21 protein-coding genes are annotated in these 20,852 nt (G+C 37.8%); 16 read left to right on the plus strand and 5 right to left on the minus strand.

Annotation, left to right across the window (positions count from 1 at the left end; translation table 11 throughout):
• Positions 1-180: 180 nt before the first annotated feature.
• The 3 genes from HT678_RS03825 to sdaAB are packed head-to-tail and all read right to left on the minus strand — an operon-like array spanning position 181 to position 2,387.
• Positions 181-813 (minus strand): HAD family hydrolase, encoded by a 633-nt coding sequence (locus HT678_RS03825; protein WP_023941060.1) that lies wholly within the window; start codon positions 811-813, stop codon positions 181-183.
• Positions 814-834: 21 nt separating this feature from the next.
• Entirely contained in the window at positions 835-1,707 is an 873-nt protein-coding gene (gene sdaAA / locus HT678_RS03830) for an L-serine ammonia-lyase, iron-sulfur-dependent, subunit alpha (protein WP_000500040.1), read from the minus strand.
• 8 nt (positions 1,708-1,715) lie between these two features.
• Positions 1,716-2,387: an L-serine ammonia-lyase, iron-sulfur-dependent subunit beta gene (gene sdaAB / locus HT678_RS03835; RefSeq protein WP_000838914.1), complete on the minus strand. Its 672-nt coding sequence runs from the start codon at positions 2,385-2,387 to the stop codon at positions 1,716-1,718.
• 241 nt (positions 2,388-2,628) lie between these two features.
• On the opposite strand from sdaAB, the gene HT678_RS03840 reads away from it, so the two are divergent.
• Positions 2,629-3,201: a LysM domain-containing protein gene (locus tag HT678_RS03840; RefSeq protein WP_016398064.1), complete on the plus strand. Its 573-nt coding sequence runs from the start codon at positions 2,629-2,631 to the stop codon at positions 3,199-3,201.
• A gap of 51 nt (positions 3,202-3,252) precedes the next feature.
• On the opposite strand, the gene HT678_RS03845 is transcribed toward HT678_RS03840, so the two are convergent.
• A complete protein-coding gene (locus HT678_RS03845) occupies positions 3,253-4,116 on the minus strand; it encodes a helix-turn-helix transcriptional regulator (protein WP_172924604.1) in 864 nt (287 codons plus the stop codon).
• A gap of 465 nt (positions 4,117-4,581) precedes the next feature.
• Between HT678_RS03845 and HT678_RS03850 the strand changes: the two genes are divergently transcribed.
• The 15 genes from HT678_RS03850 to mnmG all read left to right on the plus strand — a co-directional run bounded on the left by HT678_RS03850 (position 4,582) and on the right by mnmG (position 18,866).
• Positions 4,582-6,801, plus strand: a complete 2,220-nt coding sequence (locus HT678_RS03850) for a peptidase domain-containing ABC transporter (RefSeq protein ID WP_031222872.1) — start codon at positions 4,582-4,584, stop codon at positions 6,799-6,801.
• A complete protein-coding gene (locus HT678_RS03855) occupies positions 6,794-7,261 on the plus strand; it encodes a hypothetical protein (RefSeq protein ID WP_001096141.1) in 468 nt (155 codons plus the stop codon). Before HT678_RS03850 ends, HT678_RS03855 begins: the two co-directional genes overlap by 8 nt.
• The gene (locus HT678_RS03860; RefSeq protein WP_023941054.1) at positions 7,258-8,610 is read left to right on the plus strand and encodes an HlyD family efflux transporter periplasmic adaptor subunit; all 1,353 of its coding nucleotides are present in this window, start codon (positions 7,258-7,260) and stop codon (positions 8,608-8,610) included. Before HT678_RS03855 ends, HT678_RS03860 begins: the two co-directional genes overlap by 4 nt.
• A gap of 145 nt (positions 8,611-8,755) precedes the next feature.
• Positions 8,756-9,079 carry a hypothetical protein gene (locus HT678_RS03865; RefSeq protein ID WP_023941053.1) on the plus strand — a complete coding sequence of 108 codons (324 nt, stop codon included), beginning with the start codon at positions 8,756-8,758 and terminating at the stop codon, positions 9,077-9,079.
• A 109-nt stretch (positions 9,080-9,188) separates the two neighbouring features.
• Positions 9,189-10,247: a hypothetical protein gene (locus tag HT678_RS03870; protein WP_023941052.1), complete on the plus strand. Its 1,059-nt coding sequence runs from the start codon at positions 9,189-9,191 to the stop codon at positions 10,245-10,247.
• A gap of 314 nt (positions 10,248-10,561) precedes the next feature.
• A complete protein-coding gene (locus tag HT678_RS03875) occupies positions 10,562-11,539 on the plus strand; it encodes a hypothetical protein (RefSeq protein ID WP_023941050.1) in 978 nt (325 codons plus the stop codon).
• Positions 11,520-11,702 (plus strand): hypothetical protein, encoded by a 183-nt coding sequence (locus HT678_RS11910; protein ID WP_023941048.1) that lies wholly within the window; start codon positions 11,520-11,522, stop codon positions 11,700-11,702. Before HT678_RS03875 ends, HT678_RS11910 begins: the two co-directional genes overlap by 20 nt.
• Before the next feature lie 212 nt (positions 11,703-11,914).
• Complete coding sequence (locus HT678_RS03880; RefSeq protein ID WP_000424406.1) at positions 11,915-12,289, plus strand: SPH_0224 family bacteriocin-like peptide; 375 nt, start codon at positions 11,915-11,917, stop codon at positions 12,287-12,289.
• Positions 12,290-12,295: 6 nt separating this feature from the next.
• On the plus strand, positions 12,296-12,478 hold the full coding sequence (locus HT678_RS11465; protein WP_000511666.1) for a hypothetical protein: 183 nt from the start codon (positions 12,296-12,298) through the stop codon (positions 12,476-12,478).
• Between the two features lie 18 nt (positions 12,479-12,496).
• Complete coding sequence (locus HT678_RS03885; RefSeq protein WP_023941046.1) at positions 12,497-13,399, plus strand: hypothetical protein; 903 nt, start codon at positions 12,497-12,499, stop codon at positions 13,397-13,399.
• Between the two features lie 183 nt (positions 13,400-13,582).
• Positions 13,583-13,888, plus strand: coding sequence for an SPAR17_0115 family bacteriocin-like peptide (locus tag HT678_RS03890; RefSeq protein ID WP_000424423.1), 306 nt, complete (start codon positions 13,583-13,585; stop codon positions 13,886-13,888).
• 333 nt (positions 13,889-14,221) lie between these two features.
• Positions 14,222-14,524, plus strand: coding sequence for a hypothetical protein (locus HT678_RS03895; RefSeq protein WP_023941044.1), 303 nt, complete (start codon positions 14,222-14,224; stop codon positions 14,522-14,524).
• 701 nt (positions 14,525-15,225) lie between these two features.
• The gene (gene mnmA, locus HT678_RS03900) at positions 15,226-16,347 is read left to right on the plus strand and encodes a tRNA 2-thiouridine(34) synthase MnmA (RefSeq protein ID WP_079253030.1); all 1,122 of its coding nucleotides are present in this window, start codon (positions 15,226-15,228) and stop codon (positions 16,345-16,347) included.
• Between the two features lie 140 nt (positions 16,348-16,487).
• On the plus strand, positions 16,488-16,943 hold the full coding sequence (locus HT678_RS03905) for an NUDIX hydrolase (protein WP_023941040.1): 456 nt from the start codon (positions 16,488-16,490) through the stop codon (positions 16,941-16,943).
• 9 nt (positions 16,944-16,952) lie between these two features.
• A complete protein-coding gene (gene mnmG / locus HT678_RS03910; protein WP_023941038.1) occupies positions 16,953-18,866 on the plus strand; it encodes a tRNA uridine-5-carboxymethylaminomethyl(34) synthesis enzyme MnmG in 1,914 nt (637 codons plus the stop codon).
• 306 nt (positions 18,867-19,172) lie between these two features.
• Here mnmG and HT678_RS03915 read toward each other — a convergent pair whose 3' ends face one another.
• Positions 19,173-20,852 carry a ribonuclease J gene (locus HT678_RS03915; protein ID WP_000331983.1) on the minus strand — a complete coding sequence of 560 codons (1,680 nt, stop codon included), beginning with the start codon at positions 20,850-20,852 and terminating at the stop codon, positions 19,173-19,175.

Here is a 20,852-nt window from a genome sequence, read left to right on the forward strand (position 1 = left end):
CTGACTTCGTCAGTTCTATCTGCCACCTCAAAACGGTGTTTTGAGCTGACTTCGTCAGTTCCATCTACAACCTTAAAACAGTGTTTTGAGCAGCCCGCAGCTAGTTTCCTAGTTTGCTCTTTGATTTTCATTGAGTATTACTTCATTTTCTTCTGAAATGGAGTTGTTACCCAGTCTATGCTATTGAAAATACGCCAAAACTTCTAAGGGTTTGTGAGCGATATAATCAGGTTGATAGTTTAGTAGATCTGCTTGCTCTCCAAATCCCCAAGTGATGGCCAATTTCTGAATACCTGTTTCTCGAGCTCCCAGCATATCAAACTTGGTATCTCCGATGATGATGGCTTGTTCTGGTGCTAGTTGATGTGCCTGCAAGGCTTGGTGAATGACATCTGCCTTATGGGGTGCTTCAGGGCTAGAACCATAAATGCCATCAAAGAAATGATGGATTTCCAAGTTTTTTGCCATGTCTTGAGCAGTAGATGTATTCTTTGTCGTGGTGATGTAGAGTGGATAACTGCTCGATAACTCCTCAAGCAAGTCTATAATCTGAGGAAAGAGTTGAGTTTCATAGATGCCTTTTGCCTTATAGTAAGAACGATATATCTGCACGGCTTCAGAAATTTGGTCTTTGGACAGGCAGGTCGCAAAACTACTTTCAAGAGGTGGTCCCATAAAACCACGAATAGTTTTGGCATCAGGGCTAGGTACCCCCAGCTCTTTAAAGGTATAGGTAAAGGCATTGTGAATCCCGATAGAACTATCAACGAGGGTTCCATCCAAATCGAAAAAAATCGCTGTGATAGAGGTCATGGTTTCTCCTATTTGATAAGCTTATTCTCCGAAAATTTCTTTTTGGAGGCGACGACCAGTAGGGGTGGTAGCGAGTCCACCTTCAGCTGTTTCACGAAAGGCAGTTGGCATGCTTGCTCCTACTTGGTACATGGCATCGATCACTTCATCCACAGGGATTTTAGATTCAATACCTGCCAAGGCCATGTCTGCTGCGATGAAAGCAAAGCTAGCTCCCATGGCATTACGTTTGACACAGGGAACTTCGACCAAACCTGCAACAGGGTCACAGATGAGGCCTAGCATATTTTTAATGACAAAGGCAATAGCTTGACTGGCCTGATAAGGTGTTCCACCTGCAGCCAGAGTCAAGGCGGCAGCACTCATAGCAGAGGCTGAACCAACTTCAGCTTGACACCCGCCCTCAGCACCTGAGATGGAGGCATTGTTTGCGATGACTAGTCCAAAGGCACCAGCAGCAAAGAGGAAATCCAATTGTTGCTCGTGGCTGAGGTCTAATTTTTCAATAGCAGCAGTGAGAACGGAAGGGAGACAACCGGCACTTCCTGCGGTAGGAGTAGCGCAGACCAAGCCCATTTTAGCATTGTGTTCATTGACTGCGATAGCATTTCGGGCAGCAGAGAGAATCGTGTAATCTGATAAAGTTTTTTCGTTTTTGATGTAGTGATCCAATTTGGCAGCATCTCCACCTGTCAGGCCACTACGAGATTTATTTTCATTGAGGCCAAGTTGGACAGAGGCTTTCATAACTTCCAGATTGCGTTCCATGAGAAGGAAGACTTCTTCACGTTCGCGACCGGTCAATTCAAACTCTGTTGTAATCATGAGTTCTGCGACATTTCCTTGAAAGTCCAGATCTGCTTGCTCGACCAATTCTTTGATAGAATAAAACATGCTTCCTCCTATTTAAAGAAATTGACATTGTGGAGATGAGGGATTTTTCGAATTTCTTCGATAGCCTCATCACAGTTGCGACTGTCAACTTCGATAATCATAATGGCTTTTTCACCAGCTTTTTCACGAGTGACATTCATCTGGGCGATATTGATACCATAGCGGGAAAGCGCCTCTGTTACAAGAGCAATCATGCCTGGAATATCTTGATGAACGATGATGATAGTCGGTGTATTCATATTGAGAGAGACGGCAAAACCATTGAGTTCGGTTACCTGAATATTTCCTCCACCGATAGAAATACCAGTCACGCTGATGGTCTTGTGGACATTTTTGACGGTAATTTTAGTGGTGTTGGGGTGAGGGGCATTGCTGTCTTTCTGAATGGTCCAGACAATCTTGATACCACGCTTGTGGGCAATCTCCAGACTGTTTGGAATTTCAGGATCATCTGTATCCATGCCTAAAATACCTGCAACAAGGGCTAGGTCTGTTCCGTGACCACGATAGGTCTTGGCAAATGAGTTAAAAAGTTGGAATTCAACTTCTGTCGGAGTATCATCAAAAATGGAAGAGACAATCTTCCCAATACGAACAGCACCAGCGGTATGGCTACTAGATGGGCCAATCATAACTGGTCCGATGATATCAAAGACAGATTGAAAACGAAGTGATTTCATCAGTTTCCCCTTATAAAAATTCTTATCTCTATTATATCAAAGAATGAGGGTCTTGACTTTAATTGTGGATGAAAACCTTTCTAATACCTCAAATAGCATAAAAATAGTATCTTTTATGACAAAAAACACCTTATCTAGGGAAATAAAAAATAATTTTGTAATATTTCTACATAAAAGTGTCAAGAAACGGTAATATTTAAAGGGTATGATAGAACTATAGAAAGAAGGAGAATTTTCGAATATGAAATCAATAACTAAAAAGATTAAAGCAACTCTTGCAGGAGTAGCTGCCTTGTTTGCAGTATTTGCTCCATCATTTGTATCTGCTCAAGAATCATCAACTTACACTGTTAAAGAAGGTGATACACTTTCAGAAATCGCTGAAACTCACAACACAACAGTTGAAAAATTGGCAGAAAACAACCACATTGATAACATTCATTTGATTTATGTTGGTCAAGAGTTGGTTATCGATGGCCCTGTAGCGCCTGTTGCAACACCAGCGCCAGCTACTTATGCGGCACCAGCCGCTCAAGATGAAACTGTTTCAGCTCCAGTAGTAAGTGAAACAGTTGTTTCAACTGTAAGCGGATCTGAAGCAGAAGCCAAAGAATGGATCGCTCAAAAAGAATCAGGTGGTAGCTATACAGCTACAAATGGACGTTATATCGGACGTTACCAATTAACAGATTCATACCTGAACGGTGACTACTCAGCTGAAAACCAAGAACGTGTAGCAGATGCCTACGTTGCAGGACGTTACGGTTCATGGACTGCTGCTAAAAACTTCTGGCTTAACAATGGCTGGTATTAAGAACTAACGAACAAATAATATGTAAAGAGTCGAGGAAATCCCTCGGCTTTTTTATCTTTCCTTCGCTTGGTAATAGATCTCTACTTCTTTTTTGAGATGAGACAGCAGAGAAGTTTCCTCGGTTAGCTCCAGAAGGGAGAACCCTTTTTGGATAAGTTTAGAATCGTCTGTACAAATCCCAATACGGACATAGCAGATAGCCAGCCTGTCGTAGCTTTTCTTATTCTTGGCGTCCTCTAGTAAAGTGTAGCAGATTTGCTTACACATGTTTTTATCTTGATTGTATAGATAGAGTGTGGAAAGGTTGAGCAGGATTGCTATTCGCAAGTCATATAAATATTGATAGTTTTTATAGACTTCTAGGCGTTGCAATATTTTTCCAGTGATGAGATGGAGGTATTCAATGGGAAAACTGAAAAGAATGGTATTGAGGATTTTTAGATCACTCTCATACCATGTATCTTGTTTTTCAATTTTTCTCCAAAGTTTTTTGACAACCTGTTCTGCGTGATCTGATAGTTCACCTGCCCCGTGTTGACGGATATAAATGACAACTTCAAGCATATCTCTGATTTCTTCTATAGGGAGATCGTGGTGGGTCTTGAGGTAGTCTTGGCATTTTTGAAATAAATTGACAAGATCGCTGGTCCCGATAATGGAACGCATATTGAGATAGGTTTGTATAATCTCTGTGCGTTGACTTGGTTGATAAAGTTGACAGATATATTCAAACTCTTCAAAACTCATATTGATTTGACGGAGAAGAAATTCCATATTTTCATATTTTGGGGTTGTCTTGCCACTTTCGATTTTTGATAAGCTGGTTCTTGAGAGAACACCCCCACAGACCTCTTCTTGGGTCAGCCCCTTTGACTCACGTATTTCTTTATAGACCTTTCCGAAATCATAACGCATGATTTTCTCCTTTCTGTGAAAAAAGTTAACAAATAATAAAATCTTGTTAAAAATATTGTATCATAGCAGTGTAAAAAGTAAAAAAGAAAGTAAAAATAAATTTGTGAAAAAAGTTAACGTAATTTTGAAATGAGCTTAATAAGAGGTATGATGTAGGTAGAAAATAAAGATAGGAGAAAAAGTATGAATAAAAAAATATTTTGTATTCTAGTATGTATTATATCATTGATTAGTCTGGCTATAATCTTTCCATGGGGCTGGCCGATATAATGTAAGGGAGCTTGAGTTGTTAAAGGAGGCTTAGTCCTTGGACAAAAATCTGCTGTACTACAATGCTTGGAAAGATATCAAGAACAAAGAATGATACGGTTGAAAATAAACTAATTCAAGAACTACTGGGCAGTGATTGAGGTTTGGGTGACATCAAAGAAAAGTTAGATGAATTCTAAAGAATTGAGTATTTCTATGTTAAAAAAATATCCTTGTACGATGCAACATGACCAGTCAGATTGTGCTGCGGCAGTTGTTTCAACAGTTCTTTTATCTTACAAAAAGGAACTATCAATCATGAAGATTAGGGAAATTATTGGTACAGACATGTATGGAACGACTGTCAGTGGTATTGTTTCAGGTCTGAATAAGTTGAATTTTACAGTAAAAGCTGTTCGAGTAGCACTGGAAGATTTGACTCCAAAATTAACATTTCCTGCGATTCTTCAAGTTAAGAATGATTTAGGTCAAAATCATTTTGTGGTATTACATAGTATCAAAAGGAATAGTAAATTTTACGTAGCAGACCCTGCTAGTGGCATACGCAAGATGTCAAGTGACGAACTGGGAGAAATTTATCAAGGTATTACTCTTTTTATGGTTCCAAATTCGGATTTTGAAAGAGGGAAACTAAAGGGAAAAGGACTTCTTGATTTATTTGGAACGTTAATTTTTAATCAAAAAGGATTGATTAGTACAGTCATATTAGCTTCCTTTGTTTTAAGTATCATTGGTATTTTATCGAGTCTCTTTTCAAAAGTTATCATGGACGAGGTGATTCCATATGCTTTAAAAAATAGTCTGTATATGTTTTTGATAGTATTTGGAATAGTGTCGTTCTTACAGACTCTTCTATCTGCATTTCGTCAGCACGTTCTTTTGTTTCTATCTCGAAAAATTGATATACCGGTTTTAATGGGATATTATGACCATATTATTCATCTTCCTTATAGTTTTTTTGGAAGTCGTAGAGTTGGTGATGTTTTAACAAGATTTCAAGATGCGATGACGATAAAGAATGTGTTTACGTCAGTCTCTATTTCATTAGTCATGGATATCACCTTGTCAGTTATTAGTGCGGTTGTCCTTTGGACTATTAATCAATCTTTATTTCTGATATTAGTTTTTATGGTTATTGTTAACATCATTCTTATATACTGTTTTAAAAAGCCTTATAAAAAAATTAATCATGAACAAATGGAAGCAAATGGACTTCTTAATTCACAGTTAATTGAATCTATTCGTAACATTGATACCATTAAGTCTCAGCATGATGAGGAACAACGTTTAAACAAAATTGAAGAAAAATTTGTTCATACTTTAGAAATTGGTTATAAAGAGGGTGTTTTGCAGAATATTCAATCTACAATATCTTCAATGACCTCAACCATGGGTGGGTTATTATTTATGGGAGTGGGCGCCTTATTTATCATTGATGGAAAAATGACTATTGGGGACCTCTTGGTTTTTCAGACATTAAGTCAATATTTTACAGAACCTATTCAGAATTTAGTTGGCTTGCAGTTAACCTTTCAAGAGGTACAGGTTGCGGTTAGTCGGCTTCAAGAATTGATGGAAGTAGATCGTGAAGACATTGCCTTGGATTATAGTATTAGAGACTTCACCTTATGTGATGACATTGAATTTAAAGATGTAACATTTGCCTATGGTTCACGCCCTCCTGTTATCGAGGACTTTAATTTGCGAATTAAACAAGGAGAAAAAATAGCTTTTGTTGGAGAAAGCGGAGCAGGAAAAAGTACGCTAGTTCGTTTGTTATTAAGATTTATAAATCCGAGTGAGGGGAAAATTCGTATAGGAGAAAATGACTTATCAGATCTTGACTATGGTAAACTACGTAAGAAAATTTCCTACATTCCTCAGACCATAGAACTCTTTACAGGGACAATTATTGATAATCTAAAAATTGGTAATCCTTCTGTTACATATGAGGATATGGTGAGAGTTTGTCGTATTGTTGGTATTCATGATACGATTCAACGTCTTCAAAATCGTTATGGCTCCTTTGTAGAAGAAGGCGGTCAAAATTTCTCGGGTGGAGAGAAACAACGATTGGCTATTGCAAGAGCACTACTGAGTAAAGCTGATTTGTATATATTTGATGAGGCAACCTCTAACTTAGATTCATTTAGTGAACAGATTATTCAGGATTTAATCTTTAATAAAATAATGGATAAGACAACAATTGTAGTAGCCCACAGGCTGTCTACAATTCTTCGATGTGATAAGATATGCTTTTTAGAAAATGGGACTATTATGGAATATGGTACTCATGAAGAACTAATGGCGAAAAATGGAAAGTATGCTAGAATGGTTGGTTTGCAGAGCGTTCAAGTGAATCAACAAATTCAGTCACAGGCTGTGTTAGATACAGAGGAGGTTACTTATGGCTAAGTTAGAGGTAAAAGATAATAAAAAACTGGTACTAAAGTCAGTTATCTGTAAAAAGTTACATGATACAAAAGTAGAAGATGTAGATCAGGAAATTAATAAATTTCATCAACATTTGCAGTTGTTAAAAGCACAAATTTTTGGTCCATTAATTGTAAAAAGTTGTGGTACTACTATTCATGATGATGGATTAATAACGACTGATTTTGAGTTTTATATTCAAGCTCATAATGCTCAACAGTACAGTAACATTTATGATGTACAGGATTCTATCTCTGTTCCATATTGTTTATATGTTCGTTTTGAAGACAGTCCAGAGTATCTACAGTATGCGTATTCTAAATTGGATCTATATGTCTATGAAAATGATATTCAAACGGATGGGATTGTCTATACAGTTTATGTTAATTCTTCTCCTGAAAAAATGGTAGTAGATATTTTTAGACCAATTGTAAGCCTATGAAATTATATAATAAATCAGAATTACGTTATTCTCGTATTTTCTTTGATAAGAGACCACCAGCTTTTGCGTTTATTCTCATTATTTCAACTGCTATTATCTTAAGCGGTGCATTGGTTGGCGCAGCTTATATACCCAAAAACTATATTGTAAAAGCGAATGGAAATTCAGTTATAACAGGTACAGAGTTCCTATCAGCAATTGGTTCAGGGAAGGTAGTTACTTTACATAAGTCAGAAGGAGATATGGTAAATGCTGGAGATGTCATTATTTCGTTATCAAGTGGACAAGAAGGTTTACAAGCGAGCTCTTTAAATAAACAATTGGAGAAGTTACGTGCAAAAGAAGCTATCTTTCAAAAATTTGAACAATCATTAAATGAGAAATACAATCATTTATCTAATTCTGGTGAAGAACAGGAATATTATGGGAAAGTTGAATACTATCTGTCTCAGTTAAACTCGGAAAATTATAATAATGGTACCCAGTATTCAAAGATTCAGGATGAATATACGAAGTTGAATAAAATAACAGCTGAAAGAAATCAGTTAGATGCCGACTTGCAAGTTCTACAAAATGAATTGCTTCAACTTCAACAGCAAGGAGACTCCCCTTCCTTATCAGATACGACATCAGCTGATGATAAAGCTAAGTTAGAAACTAAGATATTAGAAATAACAACAAAAATCGAAGCATTAAAAACAAATATTACTTCTAAGAATAGCGAGATTGATAGTCAACAAAGCAATATTAAAGATATGAACCGTACCTATAATGATCCAACTTCTCAGGCTTATAATATTTATGCTCAATTAGTTAGTGAGTTAGGTACTGCTCGTTCAAACAACAATAAAAGTATTACAGAGCTTGAGGCTAATCTTGGAGTGGCAACAGGTCAAGATAAAGCTCATAGTATATTAGCGCCAAATGAAGGTACTCTGCATTATTTGGTACCTTTGAAACAAGGAATGTCTATTCAGCAGGGGCAAACGATAGCAGAAGTTTCAGGGAAAGAAAAAGGTTACTATGTAGAAGCTTTTGTACTTGCGAGTGATATTTCTCGTGTTTCGAAAGGAGCAAAAGCTGATGTTGCTATTACTGGTGTAAATAGTCAAAAATATGGAACACTAAAGGGACAAGTCAGACAGATTGATTCAGGAACGATTTCCCAAGAAACGAAAGAAGGCAATATTAGTCTTTATAAAGTCATGATAGAATTAGAAACCTTAACTCTAAAACATGGAAGTGAGACAGTCGTCCTCCAAAAGGATATGCCAGTTGAAGTGCGGATTGTCTATGATAAAGAAACCTATCTTGATTGGATTTTGGAAATGTTAAGTTTCAAGCAATAATTGGTTTTAAACATTAAGTCACCTATAAAATAAAGTAAGATAAAGGAAAGATATCTTATCTAGGTAACTAAGTGCTATAAACAAAGTCAACGATCACTTGTTAGGAAACTATCCTAACCATGCTTAATAAAAAAGGAGAATTTTAATGGAACTCGTATTACCAAATAATTATGTTGATCTTGAGCAAGAAGAGATGATGTATCTTGATGGGGGAGATGCACAAAACTTTGCACGTAATATTGGAGGTCTTTTATATAAACTGGGAGTTAATGCAGCTAACAGAGTAGCGGCTGGACTACCTTCTACTCTCACAATTGCGAAATGGGGGTATTGGACAGCGATGGCATATTTTCCAGGAATTACTACTAAATTAACAGCTATGACAGGTAATCCTATAGTTATAGGACTTGCTGCATTAGGAACAGCTGCAGCTGTTCACTATTTATGGAACAACAGAGTATATTATTAGTAGAAACTTTTCTATATAACTAGAATAAAGCAGGGTTTAAAACTCTGCTTTATCAAATATTGCTTTATAGAAAGTCCTCTGTGGGATTGAAAATGATAAGGTGTTTTGAATGAAAGATGATCAGAAATATTTATTAGCGGGACTTTATTCGCTTCTAGTTGCAATATTTTATTTTCCATTGATTGATTCCAAGGGGATTTTTGTAAGTATATTGATGGCGGTTTTACTTTTATATTTAATATACTTCATTGCAACAGTCATTCATATTGTGATAATTAAGTTTATAAGAAAAAAATCTTTTAAGTATTTGGTTCTATATCCATTTACTTACGATGGGAGCTGGAGATTTCAGCCTATAAACTTACTCTACTTTCCAGAAATGGTGAGAGATGTCATTCCGATTAATTTAGTTCAAGAGTATTGCCAAGGACAACCTTACGGACTGTTAAAAAAGATGCTGAAAAGAATTCGATTGTCACGAGAGATAGCTTTACTTCTGGCTACCATTATCGTCTATTTTTTTACGCATAGAATTCTACCTCTTTCAGTATTTACGTTCATGTTTTCTTATATATTGCTATTTGTACAATCTTATTTGGGTAGCAATACCGCTTGGATTGGAAATAGAAGATTAATAATAGATGATGAATTTGAAAAAATCTTGCTTTCAAAAAGTTATATAAAAGAAATATCATCTGCACGATACTCGGAATACTTGACATGTGAATACAAAAACCTTACACCAATCATATTGTTAGCTATTTTTGAAAATTTGCTTGACTCCTACTTGCTTCAGAATCAGAGTAAGGTTGACTTAGATATTTTTTATAAAGTTTTACCTTTGCTTTATAAAGAAAAATATACTATGGGATTCAATTACTTTGTAAGTTTAAATTATTTACTATATAAGGTTGGATTTTTGGGAATCATTTACGATAATGAAGCATTAAGAGATTTGTCAAAACAATATTTAAACAAAAATATTTCGGAATTACAAGATGGTTCTTTCGAGGGCGGTATACAAGATGCTGTTGCCTCTAAACAAATAGTAGTTATAAATGAATTTATAGCTTGTTTAAATTCCAGATGCATGCCATCCCAATATGATAGATTTTTTTATAAAGATAGACCTTATATTTTTTCCAGAAAGAGTCCTATTAAGGGGTGAAAATTTGTTACATTTGGATTAACAAGTGTCCTAGGGATTAGAAATAACTCTAGTATAGCTAGATATTTTTGAGTAACTAGAAATATCATTAGGCTACCCATATGATTGCCAGAAAAGATGGCTGATGAATCTTATTTATACTGTTGCAGTAGGCGTTGTCTAGGATAAATAAGCTATCTTGATGGGGGAGATTGGAATAATTTTAGTAGAAACATTAAAGGATTATGGGCAAGTAGCACAGGATTAGGTGATGCAATGTGCTAAGTTGGCTTGGTGTTAGCAGTAGTATTATTTAACAATGGAAAGTAGACTAAATGAAAAATAAGCGTTATTTTTTTGACACAATTTTAATAATTTTACTGCTTATAAGCACGATATTTTGTGTCAGCCCAGTATTTATAAAATTGGACATCTTAGGAACCCCCTCTCATGCCATCTTAACCTTTGTATTGGCGATACCGTTATTCTATATTTTGTCTCAATGCTTACATACTTTGCTATTACTAGTTTCCTCAATCTTTTGTAAATTAAGACCAATTTATTTTTATTTTATATTTGTGATTATTATAGGAGCTAGGAAATACTATCGAATTCTCTTTCACCAACTAATGGGATTTAGTCCAGGAGTAGCAGTGTTTTATAAGGAGAGTCAAACAACTAAGAATCTGTTTAAATTTTACTACTTCTTGTACTTTACAACACTAATTTCATACTATTTTTTCTTTACTTTTGTGTATGACAAATCGTTGCTTTTGCCTCTTATTCCATTTTCTATTATCATAGCATTAGTACAAAAACTTTATAGAATTGAGAATCAACAATTATTTCTGTTAAAATCAAAGGTACTAACAATACTGGAATCTAAGAGGGATTGTGAGTTTAATCTTCAGGATTATCATGAAATTTGGAAATTGCAATCAAAATCTGAGTTGCCATGCGTGGCTTTATCTTATATCAGTTTGATCAAGCCATATCTTTCAGAGAGTGTGCGTGAACAAATTGATTTATTAGAAGTTAAGCGATTTAAAAAAATAAATCATCCAATATCACTTTATGGTATGTTGGATGTTATAAAATTAAATCTATATTTACGGCATTATAATGAAAAAAATAAATATGAATCAATGTTAAAGAAAATTTTAGAGGTAAGACCAGACTTTGTTTTAATCGAGCAGAATATTGATGATAGTTTAAATAGCTCGCAACCATTATCTTTATCTTTAGCTATTTCAGAAATCCAACTTTTGCTTGAAGTGTATATAGGGATCAAACATGTTTCAATTAGGAGATAAAACTAGAATAACATTTGCTATTATAGGGGCAAGTTGCATATTAGTCAGTATGTATCTTATTCCACTTATTAAAACTGAGAATAAATTTTGGGAAATACTTTTATTTATATTAGGTGTATTGCTAATTGGAATTGCGTTACTAAGTCAAAAAAATAAATTTTGAAATAGTATTAGTGAGTTCGCAATCATTTATTGCTAGTGGTTTAGAACTGTTAAGTTTCAAGCAATAATTGGTTTTAAACCTTAGGTAACCTATAAAAACAAATAAGGTAGAGAAAGGATATCTTATTTAGGTAACTAAGTACTATAAACACAGTCGACAATCACTTTTTAGGAAACCATCCTAACTATGCTTAATAAAAAAGGAGAAAATAAATGGAACTCGTATTACCAAATAATTATGTTGCTCTTGAGCAAGAAGAGATGATGTATTTTGATGGGGGATTTTCTATTCCGAGATGGCCTGTTGCAACAGCCATTAATATAGCTTTTAATGATGTCTTAGGTGGAGGAGCAATCAGTCTAGTTAGAAATTATATTCGTAATTATGGTTTGCGGCGAGTTACAAGCGCAATTGCTGGAGCAGCTGCAAGATATGTTGGGGTACGAGTTGCAAATAGAGTGGCAGGATTTGCACTGTCTGCTATTAATGGATTTGCAGCTTGGATGTCAATTGGCGATGCTATTACAACAATCTGGGCCAATAATGATGTAAATAGGAGAGACCCAAATTTAAACGCCTTGTGGTAACTAGATATGGGTATTAAAATGGAAAAAATTTTTGTTATTATTTTTTTTGTATGTCTATTTATATCATCCATAACTTTTTTAGCCTATGATTTTGTTAGCGAAGAAATAAAAAAGTTGATTATTTGGATTAATGTCGTTTTTTTGATTTTAATCATAGCAATGATGATTTATCCAAAATTAAGAAAATGATAAGGACACTGTAAAATTATGATACGTAAACTAATTGTTTTCTTACTAATGCTCCCTCTTTTTGTCTTGTGGCTAGAGTTGCATGTCCTAGTGAATAACTTACTATTGAATCTAGAATCTCCCCTTGATTTTGTGATTAGTATGAGTCTTGCTTTCTGTAGTTTGATTTTACCAAAAATAGTTTTAGACATACTATACGCATTGAAAGATTTGTACAAGAAAGAAGCTCTTATTACGATTTTTCCTTTTATTTTTATAGGCAGGAAGAAAGTAAATGTGAGGTTCTCACCCTATTTTTCATTCCATCGAAAAAGTTTGTCGGTTGATGATTTAAAATCTAGAATGATATGGAGTTTTATTCTTGAAATAGCTATTATCCTAGTATTTATTTTAAAAATTCCTTTTGCAATCATCATGCTTACTACAATATTTTTCTGGACTATAATGGATATCAATCATCTCGTTTTTAATAAGACGGAATTTCTTTTTAATCAAAATAAGTGGGAAAAAGAAGATTCGTTTGAAAGCGATTTGACGAAAACGTTAAAGGATAAGATACAAAAATCAGAGCTAAGTTATTCTGACTTAATGTCTCTTCAGCTGTATGATGCGATGAACCAATCCACCTTTTTAACGGATAGTGAACTTTTTGAGGATATTTTGAAAAAAATCGAAGATTCTCATAACACCCTTCTGTGTACAGGTCTTGTCGAGTTACTGATGTATGAAATGTCTATTAGTAACAATAACAACTGGTCCAACAAGGTTGATAAAATTAGGATACACCTCATCAGAATCAATCAATTAGATTTTTTCTATTATACAAGTTGGTTAAGAAATAATTTTAATTTCTGTATGAATAGAGAGTATGATAAGATAAAATCACGAAGGATATTGATTAGTAATAAGAAGATAATCTAGATTCATACTGTTCGTACAACAAATGAAATAATTTCAACTAATTAGGTTTGCAAATCTGTTCATCTATAGAATATGATTAGGCAAAAAAGTATCTTATCTAGGTAACTAAGTGCTATAAACAAAGTCGATGCTCACTTGTTAGGAAACTATCCTAACCATGCTTAATAAAAAAGGAGAAAACAAATGGAACTCGTATTGCCAAATAATTATGTTGATCTTGAACAAGAAGAGATGATGTATCTTGATGGCGGAGAACCAATGTCAATTTCGGCCATTGTTGCCTTGGCTATCACAATTGGTGGCGCATCGTATAGCACAGGATATGTGTTAGGAGAAAGAGTCTACTATTCAGGATATAAAAACTCTGATTATCAAAAAAATAAGTGGGGTATTAGGGGAGCAATGCTGGTTGCATTTGGAGCAATAGGTGCAATAGTTATGCTCGGTTTTGAAAATAGATACTATGCTTTGGTTACTGGTAGAGGATAAAATGTTAAGAGTAATAGTAGTTATTCAATCTTTAGTAATAATACTGCTTGCTGTTGCTTTATTATTATCTCGGAAAAACTTTGATTCGTTAAATGTTGTTCTTATAATGATAATCGTATCACAATTGTTGTTATTAGTATATTTGATAAAATCAGGGAATCAGTGATTAGCTGTTATTTGAATTAAGTAAACTGTTAAGCTTCAAGCAGTAACTGGTTTTAAATATTTAAAATAAGATAAAGGAAGGAAGTCTAATTTAGGTAACTAAACAAAGCCTGCGATCACTTGTTAGGAAACTATCCTAACAAGTGATTAATAAAAAAGAGAATTTTGATGGAACTCGTATTACCAAACAACTATGTTACTATTGATGAAGAAGAGATGATGTATCTTGATGGTGAAGGGTGGCTTGCCTTGCTTTGTGGAGGTGTAGGTGGTGTCGCAAGCGGAATAGCAGGAGCTATAACTGGAGCGGCAGCTGGTGCAGCACTAGGGACAATAACCTTACCAGTTATTGGTACAGTTAGCTATGCATTCATTTTAGCTACTTGTGGTGCAGCAACAGGTTATATGTCAGGCTATATTACCGGCTATAATTTCGGTAGGATATTGGAAAGTAATTTAGGCTGGGACTAGTTATGAAAGATAAAAAAGTACAACTATTTGCGACTATAGTATTTATTATGAATCTATTATTAGCTATCGTGAGTTTATTTGATACTAGTATTTTTAAGCATGTTTTCCTTATAGTGAGCTATCTGGTAATCATGTTTGCCTTTCTTATCTATATTGTTGCTAAATACATTCAATCACGGAATAATGGAAGGTAAGTATAGGATATTTTATGTGCCTATTCAATCATGGGCATCTTTATCGATTACCATTTCATTTTCGGCTTAGAAAAGAAAGGACAAGGTTAAAACAATTTCTTCAATAAAGGAGTCAAGATTGGCTCCTTTCCTTGTCTTCTCCAACCAAGCATGTTATAATGAATACTGCTCAAGCGACCTTCAATCGTTAAGCACACACGACCTTCAATCGTGAACTAGTCATTTCGTTTATCTTTTATTACGTCGTTAACTCGAAATGAGATGCAAGCTGAGCTTGTCTGATTTATAACCTCAATCAGTCTCCCAGACTGATTGAGCGAACTCAAGTTATGCCTGCGACTCGTTGCCTATCATATTTTCATTTTAAGATGATAGGCTAAAATGGTCTCCCAGACCATTTTACTACTAAAAGCAAACGAAATGACTGTACTCAAATAAATTCTATTGAAAGTCATAGTAAATAGAATTTTGAGGGGTATAAATAAACGAATAGATGGGAGACCTACCATGAGTGATAACTCTAAAACACGTGTTGTCGTGGGGATGAGTGGTGGTGTTGATTCGTCGGTGACGGCTCTTTTGCTTAAGGAACAGGGCTACGATGTGATCGGTATCTTCATGAAGAACTGGGATGACACAGATGAAAACGGTGTCTGTACGGCGACCGAAGATTACAAGGATGTGGCTGCGGTGGCAGACCAGATTGGCATTCCCTACTACTCTGTCAATTTTGAAAAAGAGTACTGGGATCGCGTTTTTGAGTATTTCCTAGCGGAATACCGTGCAGGACGCACGCCAAATCCAGATGTTATGTGCAACAAGGAAATCAAGTTCAAGGCCTTTTTGGACTATGCCATGACCTTGGGGGCAGACTATGTAGCTACTGGGCATTATGCCCGTGTAGCGCGTGATGAGGATGGCATTGTTCACATGCTTCGTGGCGTGGACAATGGCAAGGACCAGACCTATTTCCTCAGCCAACTTTCGCAAGAACAACTTCAAAAAACCATGTTCCCACTAGGACATTTGGAAAAGCCTGAAGTTCGAAAACTAGCAGAAGAAGCAGGCCTTTCGACTGCTAAGAAGAAAGACTCGACAGGGATTTGCTTTATCGGAGAAAAGAACTTTAAAAACTTCCTCAGCAACTACCTGCCAGCTCAGCCTGGTCGCATGATGACTGTGGATGGTCGCGATATGGGCGAGCATGCAGGTCTTATGTACTATACAATCGGTCAGCGTGGCGGACTCGGTATCGGTGGGCAACACGGCGGTGACAATGCCCCTTGGTTCGTTGTCGGAAAAGATCTAAGCAAGAATATTCTCTATGTAGGACAAGGATTCTACCATGATTCGCTCATGTCAACTAGCCTAGAAGCCAGTCAAGTCCACTTTACTCGTGAAATGCCAGAAGAGTTTACGCTAGAATGTACGGCTAAATTCCGTTACCGTCAGCCTGACTCTAAGGTGACCGTCCATGTCAAAGGAGACAAGGCAGAGGTCATCTTTGCAGAACCACAACGCGCGATTACACCAGGACAGGCAGTTGTCTTTTACGATGGCGAAGAATGTCTAGGTGGTGGTTTGATTGACAATGCTTACCGAGATGGACAAGTTTGTCAGTACATTTAGATTGACAAATTTTCTCAATTTGCTACAATAATAAAAGCAATAGAAATGATGGTCAAAGCTCATGGATGTTGCAGGCTTTTTTGTCCTGCACTTCTTTGGAGTTTTGACTGTTTTTGTGTCGTTTAAGGGAAAGGACAAGAATGATTCAACAAGATTTTCGGACAAAAACAGGAAATACAGTTTTTGGAGTTCGGGCGACAGCTTTGATTGTCCAAAATCGTAAGTTCCTAGTTACTAAAGACAAGGGCAAGTATTATACTATCGGCGGTGCTATCCAAGTCAATGAAAGCACGGAAGATGCGGTAGTCCGTGAAGTGAGGGAAGAACTGGGGGTCAAAGCTCAAGCTGGGCAACTAGCTTTCGTGGTTGAAAATCGTTTTGAACAGGACGGTGTTTCCTATCACAACATCGAATTTCACTATCTGGTGGATTTGCTTGAAGATGCCCCATTGACCATGCAGGAAGATGAGAAGAGGCAGCCTTGTGAATGGATTGACTTGGACCAGCTCCAGGATTTCCAACTAGTCCCAGCCTTTTTAAAAACAGCCTTACCAGATTGGGACGGCCAACTAAGACACATTCATCTTGAGAAATAGGAGAGAAATATGATTTATAACTTTACTGAAGAATACGATATTATTGTAATTGGTGCGGGACACGCTGGGGTTGAGGCTTCCCTGGCTGCCAGCCGTATGGGTTGTAAGGTTTTGCTTGCGACTATCAACATTGAAATGCTGGCTTTCATGCCTTGTAACCCCTCTATCGGTGGTTCTGCCAAGGGGATTGTCGTGCGTGAAGTCGATGCCCTCGGTGGCGAGATGGCCAAGACCATTGACAAGACTTACATCCAGATGAAGATGCTTAACACAGGGAAGGGGCCAGCTGTCCGTGCCCTTCGTGCGCAGGCTGATAAGGAACTTTACTCTAAGGAAATGCGCAAGACGGTTGAAAATCAAGAAAATTTGACCCTTCGTCAGACCATGATTGATGAGATTTTGGTTGAAGATGGTAAGGTTGTCGGTGTCCGTACAGCTACCCACCAAGAGTATGCTGCCAAGGCTGTTATCGTGACGACAGGAACGGCCCTCCGTGGGGAAATTATCATTGGAGACCTCAAGTATTCATCAGGTCCTAACCACAGCTTGGCTTCTATTAACCTTGCTGACAATCTTAAGGAATTAGGACTCGAAATTGGTCGTTTCAAGACAGGAACACCTCCACGTGTCAAGGCTTCTTCTATCAACTACGATGTGACCGAGATTCAGCCAGGGGACGAAGCGCCTAATCACTTCTCATACACTTCACGTGATGAGGACTATGTCAAGGATCAAGTGCCATGCTGGTTGACCTACACCAATGGTACCAGTCATGAGATTATCCAAAACAACCTCCACCGTGCGCCTATGTTTACAGGTGTGGTCAAGGGAGTGGGACCTCGTTACTGTCCGTCGATTGAAGACAAGATTGTGCGCTTTGCGGATAAGGAACGCCACCAACTTTTCCTAGAGCCAGAAGGGCGCAATACAGAGGAAGTCTATGTCCAAGGACTTTCAACCAGTCTGCCTGAGGATGTCCAACGTGAGCTGGTTCATTCTATCAAAGGTTTGGAAAATGCAGAGATGATGCGAACAGGTTATGCCATCGAGTACGATATGGTCTTGCCACACCAGTTGCGTGCGACTCTGGAAACCAAGAAAATCTCCGGACTTTTCACTGCTGGTCAGACTAATGGAACGTCAGGTTATGAAGAGGCAGCAGGCCAAGGGATTATCGCTGGGATCAATGCGGCTCTGAAAATCCAAGGTAAACCTGAGTTGATTTTGAAGCGCAGTGACGGTTATATCGGAGTGATGATTGATGACTTGGTGACCAAGGGAACCATTGAACCCTACCGTCTATTGACCAGTCGTGCTGAATACCGTCTCATTCTCCGTCATGATAATGCTGATATGCGTTTGACTGAGATGGGACGTGAGATTGGTCTTGTGGATGATGAACGCTGGGCTCGTTTTGAAATCAAGAAAAATCAATTTGACAATGAGATGAAACGCTTAGACAGCATCAAACTCAAGCCAGTCAAGGAAACTAATGCCAAGGTTGAGGAGATGGGCTTCAAGCCGTTGACAGATGCAGTGACAGCCAAGGAATTCCTTCGCCGTCCAGAAGTTTCTTATCAAGATGTGGTGGCCTTCATCGGACCAGCTGCAGAGGACTTGGATGACAAGATTATCGAATTGATTGAAACAGAAATCAAGTACGAAGGCTATATTTCCAAAGCCATGGACCAGGTTGCTAAGATGAAACGTATGGAAGAAAAACGCATTCCAGCCAATATTGATTGGGATGACATTGATTCTATCGCAACCGAAGCTCGTCAGAAGTTCAAACTCATCAATCCAGAAACCATCGGTCAAGCCAGCCGTATTTCGGGAGTAAACCCAGCAGATATTTCTATTTTGATGGTGTATCTGGAAGGTAAAAATCGTAGTATTTCTAAAACTCTTCAAAAATCAAAATGATACGTCGTCGGCTTCTTACGAATGAGTTCAAAGCTTGGCTTTGATTCATCTCCAACCTCCCATAGTTCCCCGAACTATGGGAGCTAACTCAAGTTATGCATTTTCCTAGCCTTCTGGTCTGATTTTCATTGAGTTTTAATCTCAAAAGAAAGCATAGAGAAAAACAGCTCCGAAGACGGGGCTGTTTTGTTGACTTGTACTCAATGAAAATCAAANNTTTGAGGTTGTGGATAGAACTGACGAAGTCAGTAACCATATATACGGCAAGGCGAAGCTGACGTGGTTTGAAGAGATTTTCGAAGAGTATTATTCTTCATCTGGTGTGAGGATCATCGGGATGATAATCGGTTCACGTTCGGTATTTTCATAGAGGAAGGGGCGAATAGCGTTGACAATGGCACCATTGACAGATTGCACGCTAGCATCCTTGTTTTTCAGTGCGATACGAATGGCATTGAAGAGGATACGCTGGCTTTGGCGAATCAGGTCGCCAGACTCTCTCATGTAGACAAAGCCTCGGCTGAGGATGTCTGGACCAGATAGAATCATCTGCGACTTGAAGTCAACAGTTGCGACTGCTAAAACGACACCGTCTTCAGATAGATCACGACGGTCTTTGAGGACAGCTGCGCCGATTTCACCGATACGATTTCCATCGACATAGATGTCTTGGGCGTTGAAATGACCTGCAATACGAGCTGAGTCAGCAGTAAGGGCAAGCACATCACCATTACTCATGATAAAGATATTGTCCTTCTCAACACCAGTATCCACTGCTAGTCCAGCGTGGACTTTTTGCATGCGGTATTCACCGTGGACAGGCATGAAGTATTTTGGCTTAATCAAGCGGAGCATGAGTTTTTGCTCTTGCTGGCCACCGTGTCCAGATGTATGGATATTGTTCACTTTACCGTGGATAACTTCGACACCAGCTTCAGAAATGATGTTAATCAGCTTGTTAACGCTAGTAGTGTTTCCAGGGATTGGACTTGAAGAGAAGATGACCGTATCGCCTGGTTGGAGTTGCACCTGACGGTGGGTTCCGTTGGCGATACGAGAGAGGGCTGCCATCGGCTCACCCTGACTACCTGTACAGAGGATGAGAACTTCTCCTGCAGGGTAGTCTTTGATTTCATTTGGCTCGATAAAGGTTCCCTTAGGAGCTTTGATGTAGCCAAGATCGATTCCGTTGACAATGGCCTTTTCCATAGAACGGCCAAAGACCGCAATCTTACGTCCAGTCTTAACAGCGGCTTCTGTTGCTTGTTGGAGACGAAAGATATTTGAGGCAAAGGATGCAAAGATGATACGTCCTTCAATGCCTTGGATAATCTTCATGATGGACTGACCAACGACTTTTTCAGAGTTGGTAAAGGTTGGCACTTCCGCATTTGTTGAGTCAGACAGAAGACAAAGCACGCCTTCTTCACCAAGGGCAGCCATACGATGCAAGTCTGCAGGTTCTCCAACTGGAGTAAAGTCGAACTTGAAGTCGCCCGTACAAACGATTTTTCCTTGAGGAGTATGAATGACAATTCCCAAAGGCTCTGGAATGGAGTGAGTCGTTCTAAAGAAAGTTGCCTTGAGATTTTTAAAGGTCAACTCAGTATTGTGGTTGATTTCGTAAAGTTTGGCGTTGCGCAAGAGGCCGTGTTCTTCGAGTTTCCCACGGATCAAAGCCAAGGCAAGTGGTCCAGCGTAGATAGGGACATTTGCTTGCTTGAGAAGGAATGGAATCCCACCGATGTGGTCCTCATGTCCGTGGGTAATCAAAACAGCCTTGACGCGGTCGATGTTGTCTACGATGTAAGAGTAGTCAGGAATGACATAGTCGATACCAAGCAAGTCATCTTCTGGGAATTTAATCCCAGCATCGACGATGATAATCTCGTCTTGGTATTCAATCCCGTATGTATTTTTCCCGATTTCTCCCAGACCACCGATGGCAAAAACGCCGACTTCTTCAGGTTTAAGAGTATAGGCCAT

The sequence above is a fragment of the Streptococcus sp. 3167 genome (assembly GCF_013277175.1).
Classification (GTDB): Bacteria; Bacillota; Bacilli; order Lactobacillales; family Streptococcaceae; genus Streptococcus; species Streptococcus pseudopneumoniae.